Raw genomic sequence first — 22,139 nt, 5'->3', positions numbered from 1 at the left:
GCTCAGACTCCCGGCTTCGTGGCGATGGCGTGATCGATGACCTTCATTGCCGCGTCGCGTTCCGCACCCGCGACGGGCAGGCGCGGCGCGCGTACGGTTTCGCTGCCCATGCCGACGCGCGCCTGCACCAGCTTGATGAGCTGCACGAAGGTGGGCACGGTATCGAGGCGGAGCAGCGGCAAAAACCAGGCATAGAGCGATTCAGCGGCCTTGGGGCCACCGTCGCGAGCCAGCTCGAACAACTTCACGGATTCCTCCGGATAGGCGTTGACCAAGCCGGCGATCCAGCCGGTTGCCCCCATGCTGACACCTTCGACCAGGGCATCATCCATACCGACGAGCAGCTCGAGTCGGTCGCCGAGCAGCGCGCGGATCGCGGCGAAACGGCGCACGTCGGCGGAGGATTCCTTCACGGCCTGTAGGTTCGGGAACTGGGAGGCCAACTCGGCGATCTGCGCCGGGGCGAAGTCCGTCTTATAGGCCACCGGGTTGTTGTAGAGCATGCAGGGCAGGTCGGTGGCGGCGATCACGGCCTTCACGTGCGCGCTCATCTCGCGCCAGTCGGTGGAGTAGACATAGGGCGGCAGGACCATCAGCGCCGAACAACCGATCGCCTTGGCCTCCTGTGCAAGGCGAACGGCCTCGTCAGTGGAGAGTGAGGCGATGCCCGGGATCACCGGGCCGCGGCCGTCGAGAGCCCTGACCAGCGTACGCAGGATAGCCACCTTTTCGTCAAAGCTCAGCGTGGCTGCTTCACCCAGCGAACCGAGTGGAACGATGCCTTTGCAGCCAGCATCGAGCATCTGCACCGCGTGCTTCGCAAGAAAATCGTGATCGACCTGGCCATCGGCAGTGAATGGCGTGGTGATGGCGGGGAGGACGCCGTGCCAGAAGGTTGCGTTGCTCATGTTGAGATGCCTCTCGATACGGGAAGGGAAGGGAGACGATCCGGTTCGCCCAAGGTCGACAACCGGGTGGGAAAGACAGGTGGGCGCGCATCGGTGCTTGGGCCGTGCCCGAGTTCGGTCAACGCGGCGCCACAAATGCGGCCCTGGCAAGCGCCCATGCCACAACGGGTTGCGAGCTTTGCGCTGCGCCCATTGGCGTGTGGACGGATCGCACCCAGCGGCACGTCTTCACAGCGACAGACCACGGTGTCATCACGGGCGAGGTCATGCACGCGCGGCGAGAGGATGAAATGTCGGTCGAGGTGGCGTGTGAAGGCCCGCGCGTGGTCACGACGGTGCAGCAGCGCCGCGGGTATCGGTACACCGGCCGCGGCGAGCCCGGCGATCGTGCCTTCCAGCCGAGCGCAGTCACGGCCACCGATACCGCAGCTTTCGCCAGCGGCGAACGTGTCGTCACGGCTCGTCCGTTGCTGGGCATTCACGTCGACCTGTGCGTGCACATGATCCGTGCGCGTCGCGCAGCCCAGGTGTCTGGCCAGGGTGAGGTCGGGGACGAGACCGAAGCCAACCGCGAGCACGTCGCAGTCAAGGCGCTCATGACCGCGCGGGCCTTCGATCTCCACGGCGGAAAGGGCGTCATCGCCCAGCGCCGCGGTAACGACGCTGCCTGGGTAGTACCCGATACCGGCGAGCGACAGCCGCAGCGATGCGGCTTGCGCGAGTTTGCCCGGCCAGCGCCAGAGCCCGCGCGCGAAGTGGTGGATCGTCGCGGCCGATGCCTGTTCGTGGACGCCGAGCACGATGGCACCATGCCTGCGCGCGGTATGGGCGGCGGCCAGCAGAAGGGGGCCACTGCCTGCGATCAGGACACGACGCCCCCGCAGAGCCCAGCCCTGCTTGGCCAACGCCTGAAGGCCACCGGCGCCGACCACGCCCGGTAGCGTCCATCCCGGAAACGGCAGCAGCAGTTCGCGTGCGCCGGAGGCAATCACGAGCGAACGGTAGGGCAGCCGATAGCCGCGGCGCGGGTCCTGCACGAGCAGATGACCGGATTCGGCCGCGACCACCTGTGTTTCGGGCAACCACGTCACGCCGTGCCCGGACATGGCGCCCTGAATGCTCCGCCTGGCGGGCGCGGGATAGCCGTGTGCGACGTCGTGGCGCCAGACCTGGCCGCCCGCCGTCGGCTGGCTATCGATGAGCACGACACGGCGCCCCGCGCCGGCGGCGGCAGTGGCTGCGGCCAGACCCGCCGGGCCAGCCCCGATCACGGCGATGTCGAAGGCTTCAGTCATCCGTGTCCACCCGCATGGCATCGCGTACGGTGACCTGGCAGGCGCGCTGCTGGGCACGGCCATCGATGCGCACGCGACACTCGAAGCACACACCCATGCCACACAACGGTGCACGGCGTTGTCCACTTAACGAGCGCCGGAAGGGACGCTCGAGGCCGAGCAGCGCGGCGGCGACGCTGATCCGCCCAGGCACATCGACCGGCACACCATTCACGGTCAGGCGGACACGGTCTCCGCTCACGAGAGCACCCGAGCGGGATCGTATGGCGTCGCGTCGATCGCCGTCGCACGCGACAGCAGCTGGTCGATAAGAAGGCTAGCGCTGCCTAGCGAGGTGGTCACACCAAGACCCTCGTGGCCGGCCGCGACCCAGGTATCCGCCATCCCCGGCACGCGGCCGAGGTAAGGCAATCCATCCACGCTCACCGGGCGAAAGCCGGTCCAGATGCGCAGGGCGTCGAGATCGCGCAGTCCCGGAAGGAAACAAAAACTGCGCTGAAGCATGCGCCGGACCATATCCATCGACACATCAGCATCGTTCGCGTCGTATTCGCGCGACGAGCCGATCAGTATCTGCCCCGTCGGCCGCGGCTGCACGTTGAAGGCAACGCTGGCGGTATCGGCGCCGTGCGCGCTGTCGGCATAACCAAGTTCAAGGAGTTGATGCCTCACCATAGGCGCATAGCGCTCGGTGATGACCAGATGCCCCTTGCGCGCGCGGATCGGCAGCGAGGGTAGCAGTTGGGGTAAGGCGCAGCCGGTGGCGACGAGCACGGGGCCATGCAACACACTACCGTTCTGCAGCGTTACGCCGCCTGGTTGCAAGTGGGACGCGTGTTGCGCGTGGAACGTGGCACCCCGTTCCACCGCGCGATCCACGAGATGCCGCGCGATGGCCGGCGGGTAAACCACCCCTTCACGAGGGACCCGCAGGCCGCCGCGCAATCCGCGAGCAAGCATCGGTTCCAGTTCATATAGGTACGCCGCTTCGACGAGCTCTGCCTCGATGCCGGCATCGGCGAGTCGCGCGAGTTTGGCGGGTATGTGCGAGAACTCGTCATCGTTGCTGGCGATCCATAGCGTGCCGCAACGGCTGAACTCAGCGAGAGGCAGATCGGTGAAGGCTTCCCACAAGGCAAGCGAATATCGCGACAACGCGAGTTCCGCCGGATCGTCGTCCATCGCCACGAGGTGCCCCATCGCTGCCGCCGTGGCACCGCCACCGACCGTACCTGGCTCAATGATCGCGACCTTCAGCCCTTCGGCGGTAGCCTTCTCCGCACATGCGGCACCGACGATGCCGGCACCGATCACGATCAGGTCGAACGTACTCACGCGGTGCCTATGCCCCAGGCCAGCGGGTCGGCCTCGTCGATCACGATCGTGCCGTGCATCGTGATGTGCGCGCTGCCGGTGATACGCGGCAGCACGCCGCGCTCTCCATAGCGGTAGGTGGCTTCGAAGATGCTGCCGAGGACGCCGGCTTGCCGCCATACCTGACCCGGATCAAGCTCGCCGTCGGCAGCCAGGCACGCCACCTTCGCACAGGTGCCGGTACCGCAGGGTGAGCGGTCGTAGGCCATGCCGGGACAGAGCACGAAGTTGCGGCCGTCGCCACCCGTATCCTGGTCGGGGCCGTTCAGTTCTATATGGTCGATTTCCTGGCCGTCGGCGCCCGTAATCCCTTCACGTTCGAGCCCAGCGCGAATCGCTTCGGTGTACATGGTGAGCGCGCGCTGGTTTGCCAGGGTGAGAGGGTGCGGGGTGTCGCTGGTGATGAAGAACCAGTTGCCACCCCAGGCGACGTCGCCGGTGACCAGGCCGTGACCGGGCACCTCGACCACGACGTTCCGGCGGTACCGGTAACTTTCCACGTTCTCGATGGCCACACGGCCGTCGTCGAGCAGTTCGATGCCGACCATGCCGACGGGAGTTTCGAGGCGGTGCCGGCCGGGGGAGATTCGGCCCAGGTGGTGCAGCGTACGCACCAGGCCGATGGTGCCGTGCCCACACATGCCAAGGTAGCCGACGTTATTGAAGAAGATCACGCCCGCGCAGGCGGACGGATCGCTCGGCTCCAGAAGCAGGGCGCCGACCATGGTGTCTGAACCGCGGGGTTCGCAGGCGATACCCTGGCGCCAGTGATCGTACGTTTCGCGCATGCGCAGGCGACGCTCGGAGAGCGGGCCACGCCCAAGGTCGGGAAAGCCGGAAAGCACGACCCGGGTGGGTTCGCCGCCGGTGTGTGAGTCAATGAATTCGATACGGTGCATGGGATCATGCTCACCGGGACGCCCCTTCGACGTATAGAAGGCTTTGCCGAGGGTGGATGCGGAATTTGGCATAACCCGAAGCACCGCCCTGGTGGACGCTTTAAGTGGAGGCCTTGCAACAACCCGTTCCGTGCCGTTTATGATGCGTTGCGGCATATCCGGTGTGTCGTCATCACACGTTGCCACAGCCCAGGAGGACCGCGCGGCCATGAAGATTTCCGCCGATGAGCTTGAGCCGTTGTTCGATGTATTGCCCGATGTCGTGTTCTTCGTGAAGGACACCGACGGCCGCTACACCCATGCCAACCTGACCCTTGTCCGCCGGTTGGGCTTAAAGCGTCGCAGCGACGTGATAGGTAAGGACGTGACCGAACTCTTCCCGGTGATGATGGGTGGTTCTTACGCCGCGCAGGATCGGCGCGTGCTGACTGGCGAGCTGATCGAAAATCAGCTCGAGGTGCACATTTTCAACAGCCGCACGCCGGGCTGGTGCCTGACCTGCAAGCGGCCGCTGGTATCGTCGCGCGGCGAGATCCGCGGTGTGATCGGCATTTCGCGGGACCTGGGCCTTCCTGATGGTCGACATCCGACGTATGAACGTCTACGCCGAGTGTTCGCGCACATGCAGGTGCACTATGGCGATGGTGTACGGATCCCTGCACTTGCCCAGCTCGCTGGCCTGTCGGTGGCCCAGCTCGAACGCCATTTCCGTCGCGTGTTCCAGCTGACACCGCAACAGGTACTCACGAAGCTACGCATCGAGGCAGCCATGCGCTTACTGAGCGGTGACGGCAGCGTCGCCTCCATCGGCATGGCCTGCGGCTTCGTCGACCAGAGCGCGTTCGCGCGCCAGTTCAAGGCGACCGTCGGCATGACGCCGAGCGACTACCGCGCCATGGTGCTGAGCGCGGAACTTCACGGCGTAATCCCCACGACACCGCCATAACGGGCAAAATAGGCCGCTTGCTATGTGCGATGCCCGATACGGATGATGCTCTTGACTATGACCACGCCACTGTCTAACGACACCGATACCCCACTGTTGGAGCGCCTGCGTTCCGCGGTGCAACTGCTTGAATCGGTCGCGGCCGACCGCCTGTTGCTGGACGACGTGCCAGCCGATGACCGCCAGCGCCTGTACCAGGCGGTGGCGCAGGTCTATCACCCCGACCCAGGCGAGCGCCGGATCCGGCTCAAGGCAGCCCAGAAGGCCCGGCATGCCTCGAAGATCCAGGCCGAGGACACCGTTCTCAACCAGACCGGTATCCGCGCACTGCGCCGCAAACCGGTCTTCACCACGCCGAATGTGTTTGCTCCAGAGGGTTTCGAGGCGAACGACATTGGCCCCGATGCCGACGCCACGCAACCGCGCGAGTCGATCGAGCCCAAGCACTGCTACGTTTGCAAGAAGAAATACACGTCAATCCATTTCTTCTACGACCAGATGTGCCCAGACTGCGCCACGTTCAATTATGCCAAGCGCACGGAACTGGTCGACCTGCGTGGTCGCGTCGCGCTGCTGACCGGCGGTCGCGTCAAGATCGGTTATCAAGCCGGCCTGAAGCTGCTGCGCGCGGGTGCGGAACTGATCGTCACCACGCGCTTCCCGCGCGACTCGGCAGCACGGTACGCCGAGGAGCCGGATTTCGGCGAATGGGGACATCGCCTGCAAGTCTACGGACTTGATCTACGCCACACGCCCAGCGTCGAAGCGTTCTGCCAGGAACTGGTCGCTACCCGGCCGCGTCTGGATTTCATCATCAATAACGCTTGCCAGACCGTGCGTCGCCCGCCGGATTTCTACGCGCACATGATGGATGGCGAGAGGGCCGCGCTGCACGACATGCCCGAGCACGTGCGTAAACTGGTCGGTCACTACGAAGGCCTGCGCGGCTCCAACATCCTGCCCGATGCGAGCGTTGCGGCGAACCCGATCGCCAACCGCGCTACGGATCTGCCTGGTCTGGTCCGCGCTGCCGAACTCTCGCAGCTGCCGCTGCTACCGGAAGAGATGCTGGCACAGAGCCATCTGTTCCCCGAGGGCAAGCTCGACCAGGACCTGCAGCAGATCGACCTGCGTGAGCGTAATTCGTGGCGCTTGCTCATGGCCGAAGTCTCATCGGTTGAGTTGCTGGAGGTGCAGTTGGTCAATGCGATCGCGCCGTTCATCATCAACGCGCGATTGAAGCCGCTCATGCTGCGCACCCCCGAGCGCGACAAGCACATCGTCAACGTGTCGGCGATGGAGGGGCAGTTCTACCGGAATTTCAAGACCACCCGGCATCCACACACCAACATGGCCAAGGCCGCGCTCAACATGATGACGCGCACCTCGGCGACGGATTACTACAACGACGGCATCCACATGAACAGCGTCGACACCGGCTGGGTGACCGACGAGGATCCGGCGGACCTTGCCGCGAAGAAAGTGCTGGAAGAACGTTTCCACCCGCCGCTGGACATCGTTGACGGTGCCGCGCGCATCGTCGATCCGATCATCAACGGCATCAACACCGGCGAACACGTCTGGGGGCAGTTCCTGAAGGATTATCGACCGACTGACTGGTAAGCCAGTCAGTCGACATCGTTCCGATTCGATGGCCCAGCGGCTTCAGGCGTACTGCGCGATACCGTTTCCGAACGACCAGTTTTCCTTGACCACCTCAACGAGGTTGATGAGGACATCTTCCGGGCGGACCCCCGGATTGGCCTTCAGGTTCTCGACGACCGCCGCGTAGAACGCTTTCTTCTGCGGGACGCCACGGGTGTTGTTGCAGGTCATCTGCACAATCACCAGATCGTCGCTTCGCTCGATACCCAGGTAGGACGGGTCGTAATCGAATTCATCGGCGTCGTACTGGCTGACCAGGATGAAGCGGTCGCCCTCCGGCACCTCGAAACTTTCGTGCATGGCGGCATAGACGCCATCGCGGATGGCCTTGATGTGGGCAGCCGATTTGCCACGGCGCAAGGCGATACGTACGAGGGGCATGGTTTGTCCTCAGGGTGATCAAACGTAGGGCGGTTGGGAAAGGTGACCGACGGCATAGGCATCGCCGAGCAGCATGCCGTCGGCACGCTTCGCGCTACGCCAAAGGGCGAAGCGCATCAGCGTCCAGCGGGTGGGATCGAACGCGGAGACGACAGCCTCTGCGCCTTCGTCGCGCGCGGCCTGAGCGAGCGCGTGCTCGGTCTTGCGCACGTCGTCAAGGGAGGCATGCGGCGAAATCGTGGCCGTTTCCTGCGTCGCATGGGTGACAAGCGAGAGGTCATCGTTCCACTCCGCTTGCCATACCGACCATAGGTGCACCACCGGCCGGCCGAACGACGCCACGACGCCAGCGAAGCCGGGGCCGCTCAGGAAGGCACTCATACCTTCGGGCTTTCGCCACAGATAGAAGGGTGCATAAGCGCTCTGGCTGCCCACACGGGTCGGGTCGCTGTTGGCATGCAGGTACGCCTTGAAGGCCAGCCCGTCGAGCGTGTCGGTGAGATGGCCACGCTCGGCAATACGTCGGCGGATAATCGCCATGTCGTAGTCGGCCGGAAGCCCGATGCGATATTGCATGGCCATCATGTCTCAGCCCCCGGCAAGTTCGCCGTGGTGACACAACGCAGTACGCAGGTAAGCGATCGATACGTCATAAATGGCTCCGGTGTAACGGCTTGACGAAACCAGCTTAGCTCCGGATGATCGTTCTGAAAATTTGAAAGTAATTGATCGACGATCCCGAAAATCAGGACTGTCTATATGGGCCGGCTTACCTTCGATCTCGATGTCATTCGCAGCTTCGTCACTGGCGTCGAGTTGGGGAGCTTCGTCAAGGCGGCCGAACGGCTGGGCCGGTCGACGTCGGCGGTCAGTGCACAGCTGAAACGTCTTGAAGATCAGGTAGATGCACCTCTTTTACGAAAGGCGGGGAGGGGTCTGGCCCTGACCGAATCCGGCGAAATCATGCTCGCCTATGGCCGCCGCCTGCTCGATCTGAACGACGAAGCGGCCAGTGCGATGCAGGGCGCCCAACTCGCCGGCCGCGTGCGGCTTGGTCTTCAAGAGGACTTTGGCGAGAGTGTGCTGCCCGATGTCCTGGGGCTTTTCCGCCGGGCCCACCCGCGCCTGCAGATCGAAGTGCAGCTGGCACGCAATGCCGAACTGCTGGATGGCCTGAAGACCGGCCGCCTCGACCTGGCCCTGGCCTGGCAGACCGAGGCCAGTTCCATCCACGCGGAGCACATCACCACGCTGCCGATGCGTTGGATTACCGCCAAGGACTCACCCTTGCCCGACGCGAATGAGCCCATGCCGCTGGTCGTGCTTGACGCGCCCTGCATGATGCGATCGGCGGCCATCGACGCGCTTGATTATGCGAGCCGCCCATGGCGCATCGCTTTTACCAGTCCAAGCCTTGCCGGCACGTGGGCGGCGGTGAAGGCGGGGTGGGGCCTGAGCGTCCGGACGGAGCTGGGGTTACCGGCCGAATTGCAGGTGCTGGACGCTGGGCAGCATGATTTACCGGCGCTACCCACATTGGGACTTGCCCTCTACACGAGCGGCGCTGAGAAGAACGTTGCGGCGGAGCGGCTTGCGTTGCTTATCAAGGAACGACTGGGAGAAGCACTGGGGAAACTCGGTCTTCCAGGCGGCGACTATTCACCGGCATAACGCCTAACCGAGGCTGTCCATTCCATGACCCATGCTTTTGCCATGTCTGTACCGATCCTCCAGACCGAACGCCTTCTGCTGCGCGCTTACCGCCCCGAGGACTTTGACGCATTCGCTGAACACACCGCGGATGCCGAGAGCATGGTGCATCTGTCGGTAAAGGATCGTCAGACGGCCTGGCGGATCTTCGGATCGCATGCCGGCCTTTGGCTACTCCATGGCGCCGGCTGGTGGGCGGTGGAGCTGCGCGAAACAGGGCAGGTCGTCGGCACCGTCGGCGCATTTTTCCGCGAGCAGTCGTCCGACATGGAGATTGGCTGGAATACCTATCGGGCCTTTTGGGGTAAGGGCATTGCTGGTGAAGCGGCGGCGGCGATGGTGGATCACGCGTTCACCGTGCGTCGCGAGCCGAGCGTGCATGCGCTGATTTCCGAAGGCAACACGTCATCGATCCGTGTCGCTGAGCGCCTTGGCCTGGCCTACAAGGAGGAGACGTCCTTGTATGGAAAGGTTATCGGGAAGTATGTGCGGGAGCGCTCATGATTTCTGGTTGGCGCGTTTGGGGCTGTTCGCTTCTTCTAACCATACCTTTCTCAGTGTTCGGTAGTGAGACGCCTGTCGTGACCAGCGAATTCGTCGCCGACCCCGCCCCCACGCCGCAGAGTCATGCAGGAACGATCGTGGAGACCGGGCATGGGCTCGTTGCAGCCTGGTTCGGTGGAAAAGAGGAGCGTGACCCCAGCGTCGGCATCTGGGTGGCGCGATACGTCGAGGGACGCTGGTTACCACCACGTGAAGTCGCAAATGGGATGCAAGACAACGGACAGCGCCTGCCGACATGGAACCCCGTCCTGTTTCAATCCGCGTCTGGCACGTTGATGCTTTTCTACAAGATTGGCCCCGATCCGTCGCATTGGTGGGGCATGCTCATGACCTCCCGCGACGACGGTCTGCATTGGACCGCACCGCGCCGCTTGCCGCCGGGCATCCTTGGGCCGATCAAGAACAAGCCGGTCCAACTCGCCGATGGGACCATCGTTAGTCCTTCCAGCACGGAAGAGGGTGGCTGGCATATTCATTTCGAGCGCTCCAGCGATGATGGCAAGACATGGTCGAGGAGCGGCGATGTAGCAGCGAGTGGCATCGACGCCATTCAACCCAGTGTGCTCGTCAGGCCGCACGGTGAGTTGGAAGCGATCGGGCGCACCCGCCAAGGCAAGCTCTTTCAGACCCGCTCCGTGGATGGCGGGCGCCATTGGTCGCCGATGCGTTTGTTGGACGTCGAAAATCCCAATTCAGGCATCGACGCGGTATCGCTCGCGGATGATCGCTACCTGTTGGTCTACAACCCGGGCCAACCTGGCAAAAACTGGTGGGATGGCCGGGGCACCCTGGCGGTCGCTATTAGTGAGGATGGCATTCAATGGAAGAGGGTGCTGACGCTCGAAGATAAACCGGGTAAGGAGTACTCGTACCCCGCGGTTATTCAAGCGCGGGATGGTCGCGTCCATGTTTTCTATACGTGGGAGCGAAAAAAAATGCGACATGTCGTTATCGACCCCACGAAATTGACCGCGCCATCGAAAGGTTTCTGAAAGCCAGTATGCGATTTGCATGCGGACTTGACCGTGAGTTCCTGAACCGCGGCTAATGCTTGGTGCGACGCAACTTGCATCGATCTTAATTCGGCTTATAAACCGTACCTACATATGTGAACTTCGCGTTCGTATATGCATCTCCCTGCCTCATATCGCATTTTCTTGCGAATAGGCGGGGCCGGGGCTTAGGGGTAGCGAGCAGGCTGCACAACACTCATCCGTTCGAGAACTCCCGTGGGGGGAGGATCATTAATGAATAGCATTCGTTTACGACGCGGAATTATCGCCAGTTCCATTGCACTCGCGCTTTTGGCTCCGCAGGTTTACGCGCAGTCGGCGACGCCTGAAAACGCCCCGCCTCCCGGCACCCCCGACAAGGCGGTGCAGCTCAAGGAGGTCACGGTCACCGGTTCAATGATTCCGCGCGTGGAGGTCGAGGGCCCCGCGCCGGTGATCAGCATCACGGCCGAGCAGATCAAGCAGCAGGGTTATACCACCCTGTGGGAATTCCTCGATTCGCTACCGCAGGTGGGCCAGCAGATTTCGGATTCCGCCGCATGGGGATCCAGCTCGGTCAATGCGCGCTCGGTCAACCTCCGCGGCCTGGGCCCCGGCTTCAGCCTGTTGATGATCGATGGCCACCGCGTCGTGGATTATCCACAGCCGTTGAACAAACAGAACAACTTCCAGAACTACAACAACCTCCCCATCGGCATGATCGACCATGTCGAAGTCCTCGCCTCCGGCGCCTCATCGATTTACGGATCGGACGCGGTCGCCGGCGTGGTGAACGTGATCCTGAAGAAGAACTACCAGGGCGACAACCTGGAAGTGACCGGTGGTGGCGCCACACGCGGTGGTCGCGCGTATGGCGACATCAACTTTTTCGGTGGCAAGTCCGGCAGCAACTGGCATGTCCTCTACAACCTGGAAAAGTCAAACCGTACGGCCCTGTGGGGCATGGATCGTCCGTACCAGGATTCCGTGTCCGATGCCGGTTATGGCGCCTGGGGCCCGGCTGCACGCATGTTTGGCTACCAGTACGATGCGGCCAGCGCCGTGGCTCTTTCCGCGATGAACGGCAACGGCCAGTACATCACGCCGCCATCGGGCACCTGTGGGAAATTCACCAACTCGCAATTGAGCCAGTCGCACACCGTCACCACCAATGGCACGCAAATCTCTGGCGTGACGAACAACGGTTATTACTGTTCACAGCCAGCCCTGTTCCAGAACTGGGTACTGACGCCCGGTAGCCGCAGCAATAATGGTTACGTGTCCGGCGAGTACGACTTCGACAACGGGTTGCAGCTCTACGGTTCGGCGGCCCTCTACCAGACGGTCGGTATTTCCAACACCCAGTTGAATGCCTACGGCACGGGTAAGTTCTACGACCAGACCACCGGCCAGGTCATCAATCAGGCCATCCGCCAGCTGACGGCGACGGAGATGGGCACGTCGGCCAATACCCACGATCGCGAGAAGAACTGGAACCTGCAGACCGGCTTGCGCGGCACTGTGTTCGACGGCAGGTTCAACTGGGACCTGAACCTCAACAGCCAGAAGTACATCGTGCGCGAGGACTTCACCGGCTACAACGCGCAGGGCATGAATAACTTCTTCCTTGGCCAGCAGCAGGGCACCACGGCCGATGGCTTGCCCATTTACGCCATGAACTGGCAGCAGTGGTGGAACCCCATCACGCCGCAGCAGTACAGCCAGTTCGCGGTGAACGGCGAGAACACCTCATCGTCTTGGCTAAACCAGGCGCAGTTCCGCCTTAACGGCGATCTGTTCAAGTTCCCCTGGGTGGATGAGTCAGTGGGCTGGGCGGCGGTGCTGGAAGCGGCACACAACGGCTTCAAACTCTCGCCGGACATTCGCGCTACTGACCCGAGCACGTTCCAGAATCCGTTTGGTGCATATCTCACCGGTGGCGGCACCCGTCAGCGCTATTCGCTGGGTACCGAGTTCCGCGTGCCTGTGCTCGATACCGTGACCTGGACCATCTCCGGCCGCCTCGACAAATACAACGACGCGAGCAGCGCCGACGTCGCCCGGACCTGGGGTTCCGGTATCGAATGGCGGCCGTATGACGGCCTTCTGCTCCGCGGCAGCTACGGCACCAACTTCAAGGCGCCGGACATGCAGGCCATTTACCTGACCGGCTCCACCTCGCCGGTGGGTGATTACATCGATCCCTTGCAGTGCATAAACGCGATCAAGAGCGGCCAGAGCAATAACACCTGGTGCAACCAGGTCCAGCGGCCGAGCTCGCAGTACTACACGCTGTACACCAACGGCAGCCGCCTGCTGTTGCCGCAGACCGGCCACTCATGGACCTACGGTTTCGTATGGCAGATCCCGGGCGTACAGGGCCTGTCTGTGTCCGCCGATTACTGGCACATGGGCGTGGACAATGCCATCCAGTACCTCGACCAGAACACCGTGCTGAACGACGAGGCCGGTTGCCTCACGGGCGTCAAACCAAACGGTACCTCCGGCCTTTCACCCTATACGGCACACGTGGCGGGCTCGGCGTACTGCAACATGGTGACCCAGATGGTGACGCGTGATGCGACCGGCCAGGTCCTCTCCGTGCGTTCCGGGCCGATCAACGAGGCCTCACTGTACGTCGGCGGTATCGATGCCTCTTTGGATTACAAGTTCCACACGGATCATTGGGGCAACTTCCGTGCTGGCATCAACTATACGGACAACCTTTCGTACAAGCAGCGTGTGCTTGCGTCTGATGAATTGCAGAACACGCGTTATCAGAACGTAGCGAGCCGGGTCACCTGGATCGGTGACTGGACCAAGGGGCCGTGGAACGTATCGATCTCGGGTGTCCGCGAGGGGAGCATGCGCGCGCCCAACTACAACGGCTGCGATGTGCTGCCGAATGGCATCCAGCCTGGCATGGTCACCTATGCTGATGGGGGCGAGACACACCCGACCGGCATCTGCCAGGTCACGCAGGATGGTAATCAGGTCACCGTCAGCGACACGACGTATAGGGGCAGGACGCCGGTGTGGATTACCTGGAACGGCTCGGTGGGCCTGCAGATCAATCCCGATACGCATTTGAAGCTCACCGTGTCGAACATCTTCAATAAGGTCGGGGCGATTCCTTATTACGCCGGTGGCTTTGAGTTCGTTACGACGGGGCAGACCGCGGATGAGTACAACGGTCGGGAGATCTTTATGACGTTTGATTACAAGCTGAACTAATAGGACGCTCGACCGCGATACGGGTTGGCCCGATGTCGAAAAGGCCAACCCGTCTTGCGGACCTGATCTCGAGGTTACTTCGGCGTCAGACGGAACAGGCCACCAGGCTGCGCATCCTGCAGCATCCAGAGCGAGCCATCCGGGGCCTCTTCGATGTCACGGATGCGTTTGCCGATGCTCCAGCGCTGGACCGCGGTGGCGCCGCCCTTGCCGTCGAACGTCACGCGGGTCATGCCCATGCTGACGAGGCCGCTGATCAAGGCGCTGCCTTTCCAGTGTGGGAACAGGTTGCCCTTGTAGAACATGAGATTGCCTGGTGCGATCACCGGTACCCAATAGATCACCGGCTTGACGAGATCAGGCCGCGAATCCGGGGTTGCAATGGGTACACCGTCATAGTTCATGCCGTACGACACCAGGGGCCAACCGTAATTCTTGCCACGCTGGATCAGATTCAGCTCGTCGCCCCCACGCGGGCCGTGTTCAACTTCCCAAAGGCGACCATCGGGACCGAAGGCAAGGCCATACGGTGTGCGCACGCCAGTGGCCCAGGTTTCAGCGGGTGTCAGGTTGGGTCCCGGGAAGGTATAGGTGCTGACTACCGGCGCCGTTTTGGCGGCCTCGGTGTCCTTGGCCGGGTCGATCAGTGGAATGGTGTGGGCACCTTCCTTTCCGGCCCACGGATTGCCCGGTGCGGGTTTGCCGTCCAGTGTAAGCCGCAGAATCTTGCCTTCCGGCTGATCCGGATCCTGCGCGGGGGTAAAGCGCTGGCGATCGCCGACAGTGAGGAACAGATACTTACCGTCCGGTGAGAAGGCGATCTGGGCACCGGACTGGCCGCCTTTGCCGGTCGGCAACTGGCGCCACAGCACCTGGAAGTTCTCCAGCCGCGGCTTGTCGCCATCCAGCACGAGCTTCCCCCGGCCCAGGGCCAGGCCGCTGCCGTAATCACCAGGCTCGTTGTACGTGAGGTACACGTTGTGGTCGGTGGCGTAGTGGGGCGAAAGGAAGACACCCAGCATGCCGTTCTGGCCTTCGAAATCGCTGGCCGGCACACCCTGGACCTCGGTCTTGGCGCCCTGGGGCGTCACAAGCTGGAGGCGGCCGACCTTCTCGGTGATCAGCATGCGGCTATCGGGCAAGAAGGCGATGCGCCAAGGCAAATCGAAGGTAGCCACTTGCGTGATATTGAAAGGGAGATCGGAATCGGACTTCTGATCACCCGCATTGGTTTGCGCATGGGCGGCGCTTGTCAGCAGGGCGGCGAGCAAGACACCGTTGGCCAGCTTCTTCATTCGCGTGGTTCCTCGCGTCGGAGATATCCGTCGTATGCTAGGGCCCCGGATAGGTTGGACGCTACCGCTATTCGCACACCTGCACGCCACGAGCCCGGATTTTCGCCGAATCGGTGACCGAGGTCGTGCCACACGCTACTACGCAGGCCGCCCAAGTACCGGATTCCAATCGCGCCATTCATCGGCGATGGGCGCATCACCCACCCGTTCGACCGCGACGCGAACCACAGCGCGGGCTTCAACAGGAGCACCGTACTCGACGCGGATCTCATGGTTTCCGATCCCCAGCAGGCTTGTGCACGCGGAATGCCCCGAGGCTATGACCTTGCCATCGACCCACCAGACCAGATCACCGGGGCGCGCACCACCCACCCGCTCTTCGTCCAGGATGGAGGCCTGAAGTTCAACCGGCACACCGAAGCGCACCCTGGCGCCATCGGCAGGTTTCAGGATGTCGAGGCGCGGCCCCAGCGGCGGCATGCTGAAAGGCTCTGAGTTCACTGTCGCCGAGCGCAGGCCGTTGCTGTAAGCGATACGAATCACGCACTCATCACCTCCCGGCATATCGTTCAGGCCGAGCTGCATCGTGCGCAAAGGTTCGCCCACATAGACCATGCGATGCATGCGCTGCGTACCCCACTGGTAGATTACAGCCATCCAGGCCTCATCTTCAGGAGCGCTAAAATCCATTCGAAGCGATACCTGTCGCTCCTTGCGATGGAACGTCTTCAGTTCAAGCAGTTCCAATGTCGGCGGCTCAGGAAGGGTCCTCGACCAGATCACGCGTTCATTCCAGACCAGCTGGATACTGGCCGCGTCATCCCTGAGGGCGATGGCCGCATATACGCGCCAGTCATCGCTATCCGCCGCCGAACACGTCGTGCGCGGCCGGAGCTCCGCCTCCTCGCTGGCAATGACATGGTGCTCGGCATCCAGCGACTCCAATCGCAGTTGCGACGCCGTGACGTGTGGCCACGCGCGTACGGTCAGGGCCGTCTGCGCACGACGGAGGGTGAAGGTGCCGGCGCGGTCCAGCACACCGGTAAGCAGAAGAAAGGTGATATCTCGCATGGCGCCTACCTCACGGGCCGATGTAGTTGAACAAGGCATCCCAGCGCTGCGGGGCCGGCCAGCGGCCGTTACAGTACGTCATGAGCTCGGTGGTGCGCCCCGTCGCATCAACGACCACCGTATTGGCCGATGGGTCGAACGCGAAATCGTTGAGGTACCCGTTGTTCCATGCGCTCGCTGAATCACCGCCGCTCGCTCCGCAGGTATTCACATGACGCTGGTTGAGACAGTGCGCCATCTCATGGGCAAAAATGACCGTCGTCTGATCGGAAAGCAGGCAATTTCCAGGGATATCCGAGGCAAGGCCGCCGATACTGGTGGCTGCGCCGGTAATGAATGCCCAATACGCGCCGTCGTCGTCCGGGCAATCCATGAACGGCATGAAAGACTCAAGGAACGAACAGTTATGTTCATCATCCACCTGATCGATGAAGGCCTGCTTGCCGCCAATGAACTTATCCTTGCCAGGGGAGCCCCCACCCGACGCCATGCGCACTCCCATGGGAAGCGCGGAGATATGAGGCGCAGGCGTCGGTAGGAGGGCCACGCCGGCGTTGATGACAGAAACACATTGGGCCGCCGTGGGTGCACCCTGGTTGTTGAAATTCACCATCCCATAGCGGACATCCAGAGCCTTGCGCGTTTCGAACGTGCACACGTCGCTCAACACGGCGACCTGATCATCGAACCCGGCAAACGGACCGATGGCTCCAAACCCCGAAACGCGTACCTCGATAGCGTATAGACACGGCAGATTGGTGCTGTAAATGAGCGGCACCAGGAAGTTCAACGTGTCGTCAGTACGGCTACGTTGCGGATGGGGTCGCACAGTGATGCTGGTTCCGGGATTAGGAGCCATGGGGAACGAGCCATTGGCGGCGTCGAACCAGGCCGAGCCTCCTCCGGCGGTGTAGCGCACTCTAAGACGACCCACCACGTGGGGCACCGTGTCGTCTGCCCACCCATTCAGGCCGTGCCGAACCGTCACTCGCACCACGATCGGTTTCCCGACCACGTAGGGCAGGGAAGCGGGAATGGTCTGAATGCCCTGGGTGATCTCGATACCCTGGATGGACAGCTTTGGCCGTCGGCTCACAACCACTTGCACGTCCTGGGTCGCCTCCCCGCAAGGTCCGCGAGCTACCAGCCGATACGTGAAAACCGAAGGGCTTCCTGCGGTCACATTACCCAGTGCCAGTGAAGTGCCGACAGGATTCACGATATCCGAGAAGCCTCCGGGAAACGGCCCGAGCGTTCCTATCTGGCTGATCCGGACCTCGATGGCGTTCCTCACGACCCAGGCGAGCGTGACGGGCGCATCGCTTTCAAGCACGAGCAGGCCCGCGCCGTTGGCCGTGAACGCATCGATGATCGCCGCCCCGGCTTGTATGTGATTGACACCCAGATCGGGCGGGCACTGCCGGAAGGGCGAAACCCAGGGCATGTCGGGAAAGAGGCAATTCAGCGCTCGAATCTGATCGGCCAGCTGGTTCTGCTGATCCGCCCATACGTCGTAAGCCTTTATGTAAGCTCCGTCGCCGAATCCGACGGGGCCGCTGATAGCGCCTGCGGGGAGCGTGAACGTGATCGTCGAGTCGGTCCAGCGCCCTGCGTCCACGGGCACCACATGACAACCATCCGCAAACGGCACGAGGAGTACGGCACCCGGAATACTCAAATGGGTACCGCGAATCACTACCGTGGCACCTGCACATGCATGACTGGCTGTTATGCTCGAGATCCCGAGCGCCCAGGTCACGGGCACCGGTGGGTTCGGCGGCGGGATCTTTGCGCGATCGGCGAGCATCTCCTTGGCGTGCCGGACACAGCGGAAGAAGGGAAGATTCCAGTAGTCCACATAATCGTATGAGCGGTGTACGACGAAATTCGGGTCCAACAGATGGTCCGGATCAAAGCGTTTCTTCCCGCGCAACGTCGCGAGTATGTTGTCGATATCCTTCTTCGGGAACAGCTGATCTACGCCTGGCAGACCAGGTAGTCCCGGAACGTCCGTACCAAAATCGAGGTCCATGGTCATCGACATCGGGCGCATGGCCTCATCCAGCGATTGCAGTGCCTCCTGGGGCAGGGAAGCGAGCCTTTGCGCCAACACAGGGGCGAGCGCCTCGTCACCCGCGCGTACGAGTGCCTTGAACAGTTCCGCGGCAAGCCCGGCGGAATTCACCAGATCCATGACGGCATTCAGCGTGCTATCCAGATGAGGTGAATGCCGGTGAAGTCTTGCGGCCGCGAGCAGCAGGCCGGATAGCCCCAGCTCGTTCAAGAGCGTGGGTTCATCGACATGGCTTCGCCCGTCCGGGCTTTCGAGAGGTGCGGAATCGCGCGACGGGAGGTGCGCGCAACCGCATGCGGGTTCGACCGCGCATGCCGTAACCTTGCCGTGTATGAGTAAATCGCGCTGCATGGCGCGTCGTGCTAACTGGTCTAGTGCGCACGAAGCTGCCCGCACCGCGTCCGGGTTTCCCGCCAGCGCCGACAACGCCAGCTCATGCAGCGCATCCAGTTTCCGGAGCGGTCCCGTGATGGCCCAAAGGAATCGCTCAAACGACGCCAGCCTGGTGCCTGCGCTTGCCGATCGCGCGAGGCCGTAACCGAGGCTCGATACATGCTCCCAATGGACCGGCGGCGGAAGCTCACGTTCGAGATCGGCCAACGACGAAGACAGATAATTCGTTCGGGACGCGGGCATGGCAAATCCTCCCATCCTGGATGCGTGTCGGCGTGGCCCCTGACGTGCGGAATGACACGGGCCACATAGGGCCCGCGGCGCACAGTCTATTTACAGCGGCAGCCGCTCGCCCATACCTCAGACGTCCTAACTCGATCGAGTAATCGCGTGGTGATTCGCGTGCGTTGCATTTGCCGAATACGGCTACGTCTCGCCCTACGTGTGGCAGCAAGACCCGGTCTCTACCGTTCCCGGACCACCGCCTCACACGGCAGAAGCCTGTCCCCCTCGTGCGATGCCTCGGCATGATGCATTCCCCACTCATCCAATGCCTTCAGCACCGGCCGTAGGCTTTCGCCGAACGGAGTGAGCCGATATTCGATCCCTTGCCGGTCGTCACTGCTAGGTTGCCGGCTCACCAACCCGTGTTCCTCAAGTACGCGAAGTTGCTCGATCAGCACCTTCTGCGAGATGCCGATGATGCGTTTGTCGAGCTCTCGGGTGCGCTGTGCTCCGTCGAGGAGCGCATGAAGAATGTTCGCTTTCCAGCGTCCGGAGAGAATGGCCAACGTGCGGTCAAGCGCAAGGCCTGGCAGTCTCTTGTTGATCTTCATGGCGACTACTTACCAAAAAGTGTGTGGAATGCATGGTGACCCGAACCTATCTTTTGATCATTCCTGATCGGAGATAAGCGTATGGTAAACCTCTTTGATTCGCATGTAGTCGGTGGCACCGTTCCGTTAAAAAATCGCATCGTCATGCCCCCGATGACACGTACACGGACTGACGTAGGCGACATCCCGAATGCGCTCATCGCCACCTATTACGGACAGCGCGCCAGTGCAGGCCTGATCGTCAGTGAGGTCGCAGACGTGCTTCCGTCCAGTAACGGATACGCGATGACGCCGGGTATCTACAACGAAGCGCAGAAACAGGGCTGGCGGCGGGTAACCGACGAAGTCCATCGCAACGGCGGCACGATCTTCATGCAGATCTGGCACGTTGGCCGCATGGCTCATCCGTCGCTCATGCCCAACGGCGAGGCGCCCTGGGGCGTGACCGAACAACCGGCTGAGACCTCTGACGTGTTTGCCCATGACGAGCAAGGAGACCGTCGACGAGGCGGTGCGTGTGCTCGGTCTGGGGCGCGTCGGCGTTCGCCTTTCCCCCTTCGGCATCTTCAACTCGATGCCGGCGGATCCCGATGTCGAGGAAACGCTGTTATACCTTGCGCGTGAGCTGGGTCAGCGCGGCGTCGCCTACATCCATCTTCTCTATGAGCTGATGCTGGCGGGAAACATGGAAAGCGCCACGTTCGAAAAGGCGCACATCGAGCACGCCGTACTCGCGAAGATTCGCGCGATATTCCCCGGCACGATCATCTGGTGCGGGGGCTTTACGACCCGCGAAGCTGCCCAGGAAGCGCTTGATACCGGTCTGGTCGACCTGATCGCCTTCGGCCGCCCGTACATTGCGAACCCCGACCTGGTGGAGCGTCTACGGAACGGCTGGCCGCTCGCCGTCGCCGATCGTTCGACGTACTACACCCGTCGCGGCCCGGTGGGCTTCACGGACTTCCCTCGTTGGGAAGAGGAGCAGGCGGTAGCGGCGACAGACTGAGGCGCGCGCGGCGAGCCTGTACGTTTCCCGCGCAGTGAACGTCGGTCAACCCACGGGCGATGTTCCGGGCGATACGCCACGCCGCATCCTTCTGCAATCCGTACTCTTCCGCACTCGGGGGCGCTTCACAGTCGGGCCGGACGCCGCGGTCGCGCGGCAGTCCGGCCCATGCGAAGCGGAACTGAAGCAAAGGGATCCTGACTGTCATGCCGCTGTTCGGCAGGGTCAGCGACCACCGGTAGCCGCTGGTGTTGCCTTCGTGGGTGCCACCGACTTCTTCGCCTACAAACACGCCGCGGTGAACGTGGTAAAGCATGGATGCCAGCTCGGCGCCCCCAGAAAATGTGTTTCCGCCCGCGAGGACCACAAGGCGGCCGTGAAAGACCGGCGATGAGGCGGTCCACGTGGTCATCAGCCCTTCGGGTGGGATATCGCGTCTTATAAGGCGTCCCTTGGGCAGGACTCGCTGCATTTTCATCTCGTCGTCGTCGAAGACGTCCGTTTCATAGCGCCGGCCGCTGGCGTCGTATACGGAGAGGTGCCTGGCGTTTGCTTCGACGGCGGCGTATTTCTGCAGCGGCTCGGCGACGAGGTAGGAGAACAGGATGCTTTCATTCGGTTCGGAGCCGCCGCCGTTCTCCCGCAGGTCGAGAATGAGGTTTCGCGCGCCCTTAGTGTGCAGTTCGTCGAAGATGCGCTGAAGGGTCGCGTGGAAATCCGCTCCTGCCTCACGGTAACGTCGATTGCTGAATGTCGGGACATTCAAGTAAGCGGTATCGGGATCCAACCATGCCAACGAGGCCACGGCTGGGGTTTCCGCGACGATAGGATCGTGGCGTGCCGATGGCGGCGCCCCGTGGACATCGCGGTTCACAATGCGTCCATCGACGGTCTTCAGCTGAAGACGAAATTGCGCGTGTGAGCCGGTCATCAGGTAGAGGAGGTGGCCATAGTTGCTACCCGACGCCTCACGGAGAACGCCTGTGCGGATCTGTCCATCGCGTGTCGCCGCGTACATCAGGTCCTTCTCGAGGAGAGCTGTACTGCGTTCGTTGATCGCGAGGATACGTGTCCCACGCGGGATGTCGGCCGCATCCCCATACCTACCCACTACGTACGCCCCTGAGGCGTTCCAAAGCACGGAGAGCGGAAGAAGCAATCCGTTCGTGCGCTCGTTCTGGACCATCGCGTCGCTGGGTGTGAGGCTGAGATGACCCTCGCCGATCTGGGCCAGAAGCGGCATTAATGCCCGCCAGAGGTCCTCACTGTTCCCTGCCTGCGCAGCCCGTTGCCGGGCCATTGCCTTGGCCTGCCTCCACTCGCCAGGCGTCTGATGCCAGTAGAGCGCGGGGAGCGCTGCTTCGAGCGCCTTCACGGCCAGGTCGAGGTCTTCCTGTGCCTGTGAGGCCGTAAGCGCCGTGGTCGGAGGGGGCGCGGCACTCGCAGCGCCGATGCTGCCGATCCCATATAGAAAGACCATGACCCAACGCATCGAT

The 22,139-nt window shown here is 62.4% G+C and carries 19 protein-coding genes and 1 pseudogene; 8 read left to right on the top strand and 12 right to left on the bottom strand.

Annotated elements, in window-relative coordinates:
• Positions 1-2 precede the first annotated feature (2 nt).
• The 5 genes from VGN46_RS05760 to VGN46_RS05740 are packed head-to-tail and all read right to left on the bottom strand — an operon-like array spanning position 3 to position 4,476.
• A complete protein-coding gene (locus VGN46_RS05760; RefSeq protein ID WP_331641570.1) occupies positions 3-908 on the bottom strand; it encodes a dihydrodipicolinate synthase family protein in 906 nt (301 codons plus the stop codon).
• Positions 905-2,224, bottom strand: coding sequence for an FAD-dependent oxidoreductase (locus VGN46_RS05755; RefSeq protein WP_414675226.1), 1,320 nt, complete (start codon positions 2,222-2,224; stop codon positions 905-907). Before VGN46_RS05755 ends, VGN46_RS05760 begins: the two co-directional genes overlap by 4 nt.
• Positions 2,196-2,444, bottom strand: coding sequence for a (2Fe-2S)-binding protein (locus VGN46_RS05750; RefSeq protein ID WP_331641566.1), 249 nt, complete (start codon positions 2,442-2,444; stop codon positions 2,196-2,198). Before VGN46_RS05750 ends, VGN46_RS05755 begins: the two co-directional genes overlap by 29 nt.
• Positions 2,441-3,538: an FAD-dependent oxidoreductase gene (locus tag VGN46_RS05745; protein WP_331641564.1), complete on the bottom strand. Its 1,098-nt coding sequence runs from the start codon at positions 3,536-3,538 to the stop codon at positions 2,441-2,443. The genes VGN46_RS05750 and VGN46_RS05745 overlap by 4 nt, the downstream gene beginning before the upstream one ends.
• Positions 3,535-4,476 carry a 4-hydroxyproline epimerase gene (locus VGN46_RS05740; protein ID WP_331641705.1) on the bottom strand — a complete coding sequence of 314 codons (942 nt, stop codon included), beginning with the start codon at positions 4,474-4,476 and terminating at the stop codon, positions 3,535-3,537. The genes VGN46_RS05745 and VGN46_RS05740 overlap by 4 nt, the downstream gene beginning before the upstream one ends.
• Positions 4,477-4,684: 208 nt before the next feature.
• Between VGN46_RS05740 and VGN46_RS05735 the strand changes: the two genes are divergently transcribed.
• Both VGN46_RS05735 and VGN46_RS05730 read left to right on the top strand, forming a co-directional pair.
• Positions 4,685-5,422 carry an AraC family transcriptional regulator gene (locus VGN46_RS05735; RefSeq protein WP_331641562.1) on the top strand — a complete coding sequence of 246 codons (738 nt, stop codon included), beginning with the start codon at positions 4,685-4,687 and terminating at the stop codon, positions 5,420-5,422.
• Positions 5,423-5,467: 45 nt separating this feature from the next.
• Complete coding sequence (locus VGN46_RS05730; protein ID WP_414675228.1) at positions 5,468-7,045, top strand: SDR family NAD(P)-dependent oxidoreductase; 1,578 nt, start codon at positions 5,468-5,470, stop codon at positions 7,043-7,045.
• Positions 7,046-7,087: 42 nt separating this feature from the next.
• Here the strand turns inward: VGN46_RS05730 and VGN46_RS05725 are convergent, their stop codons facing one another.
• Positions 7,088-7,468, bottom strand: a complete 381-nt coding sequence (locus tag VGN46_RS05725) for a tautomerase family protein (RefSeq protein ID WP_331641560.1) — start codon at positions 7,466-7,468, stop codon at positions 7,088-7,090.
• An 18-nt stretch (positions 7,469-7,486) separates the two neighbouring features.
• Positions 7,487-8,053: a DUF4865 family protein gene (locus VGN46_RS05720; RefSeq protein WP_331641558.1), complete on the bottom strand. Its 567-nt coding sequence runs from the start codon at positions 8,051-8,053 to the stop codon at positions 7,487-7,489.
• Between the two features lie 174 nt (positions 8,054-8,227).
• On the opposite strand from VGN46_RS05720, the gene VGN46_RS05715 reads away from it, so the two are divergent.
• The 4 genes from VGN46_RS05715 (at position 8,228) to VGN46_RS05700 (ending at position 13,968) form a co-directional block, all read left to right on the top strand.
• Complete coding sequence (locus VGN46_RS05715; protein WP_331641556.1) at positions 8,228-9,139, top strand: LysR substrate-binding domain-containing protein; 912 nt, start codon at positions 8,228-8,230, stop codon at positions 9,137-9,139.
• A gap of 42 nt (positions 9,140-9,181) precedes the next feature.
• Positions 9,182-9,682, top strand: a complete 501-nt coding sequence (locus VGN46_RS05710; RefSeq protein WP_331641554.1) for a GNAT family N-acetyltransferase — start codon at positions 9,182-9,184, stop codon at positions 9,680-9,682.
• Positions 9,683-9,759: 77 nt separating this feature from the next.
• Positions 9,760-10,734 carry a sialidase family protein gene (locus VGN46_RS05705; RefSeq protein ID WP_331641552.1) on the top strand — a complete coding sequence of 325 codons (975 nt, stop codon included), beginning with the start codon at positions 9,760-9,762 and terminating at the stop codon, positions 10,732-10,734.
• 255 nt (positions 10,735-10,989) lie between these two features.
• Positions 10,990-13,968, top strand: a complete 2,979-nt coding sequence (locus VGN46_RS05700; RefSeq protein WP_331641550.1) for a TonB-dependent receptor plug domain-containing protein — start codon at positions 10,990-10,992, stop codon at positions 13,966-13,968.
• A 74-nt stretch (positions 13,969-14,042) separates the two neighbouring features.
• Here the strand turns inward: VGN46_RS05700 and VGN46_RS05695 are convergent, their stop codons facing one another.
• The 4 genes from VGN46_RS05695 to VGN46_RS05680 form a co-directional block, all read right to left on the bottom strand.
• A complete protein-coding gene (locus VGN46_RS05695) occupies positions 14,043-15,263 on the bottom strand; it encodes a PQQ-dependent sugar dehydrogenase (RefSeq protein ID WP_331641548.1) in 1,221 nt (406 codons plus the stop codon).
• A 138-nt stretch (positions 15,264-15,401) separates the two neighbouring features.
• Entirely contained in the window at positions 15,402-16,334 is a 933-nt protein-coding gene (locus tag VGN46_RS05690; protein ID WP_331641546.1) for a hypothetical protein, read from the bottom strand.
• 10 nt (positions 16,335-16,344) lie between these two features.
• Positions 16,345-19,044, bottom strand: coding sequence for a hypothetical protein (locus VGN46_RS05685; protein ID WP_331641543.1), 2,700 nt, complete (start codon positions 19,042-19,044; stop codon positions 16,345-16,347).
• A 221-nt stretch (positions 19,045-19,265) separates the two neighbouring features.
• Complete coding sequence (locus VGN46_RS05680) at positions 19,266-19,637, bottom strand: helix-turn-helix domain-containing protein (RefSeq protein ID WP_331641541.1); 372 nt, start codon at positions 19,635-19,637, stop codon at positions 19,266-19,268.
• A gap of 81 nt (positions 19,638-19,718) precedes the next feature.
• Between VGN46_RS05680 and VGN46_RS05675 the strand changes: the two are divergent.
• Positions 19,719-20,039, top strand: a pseudogene (locus tag VGN46_RS05675) (alkene reductase); the annotation flags it as partial.
• A gap of 79 nt (positions 20,040-20,118) precedes the next feature.
• On the top strand, positions 20,119-20,643 hold the full coding sequence (locus VGN46_RS05670) for a hypothetical protein (protein ID WP_331641539.1): 525 nt from the start codon (positions 20,119-20,121) through the stop codon (positions 20,641-20,643).
• Here the strand turns inward: VGN46_RS05670 and VGN46_RS05665 are convergent.
• Entirely contained in the window at positions 20,591-22,135 is a 1,545-nt protein-coding gene (locus VGN46_RS05665; RefSeq protein ID WP_331641537.1) for a S41 family peptidase, read from the bottom strand. The two genes, VGN46_RS05670 and VGN46_RS05665, sit on opposite strands and share 53 nt — an antisense overlap.
• Positions 22,136-22,139: the final 4 nt, after the last annotated feature.

It is taken from the genome of Luteibacter sp. (genome assembly GCF_036500425.1).
GTDB lineage: Bacteria > Pseudomonadota > Gammaproteobacteria > Xanthomonadales > Rhodanobacteraceae > Luteibacter.
Note: the sequence above shows the minus strand (reverse complement) of the source record. Positions and strands in the feature narration are given on the sequence as shown.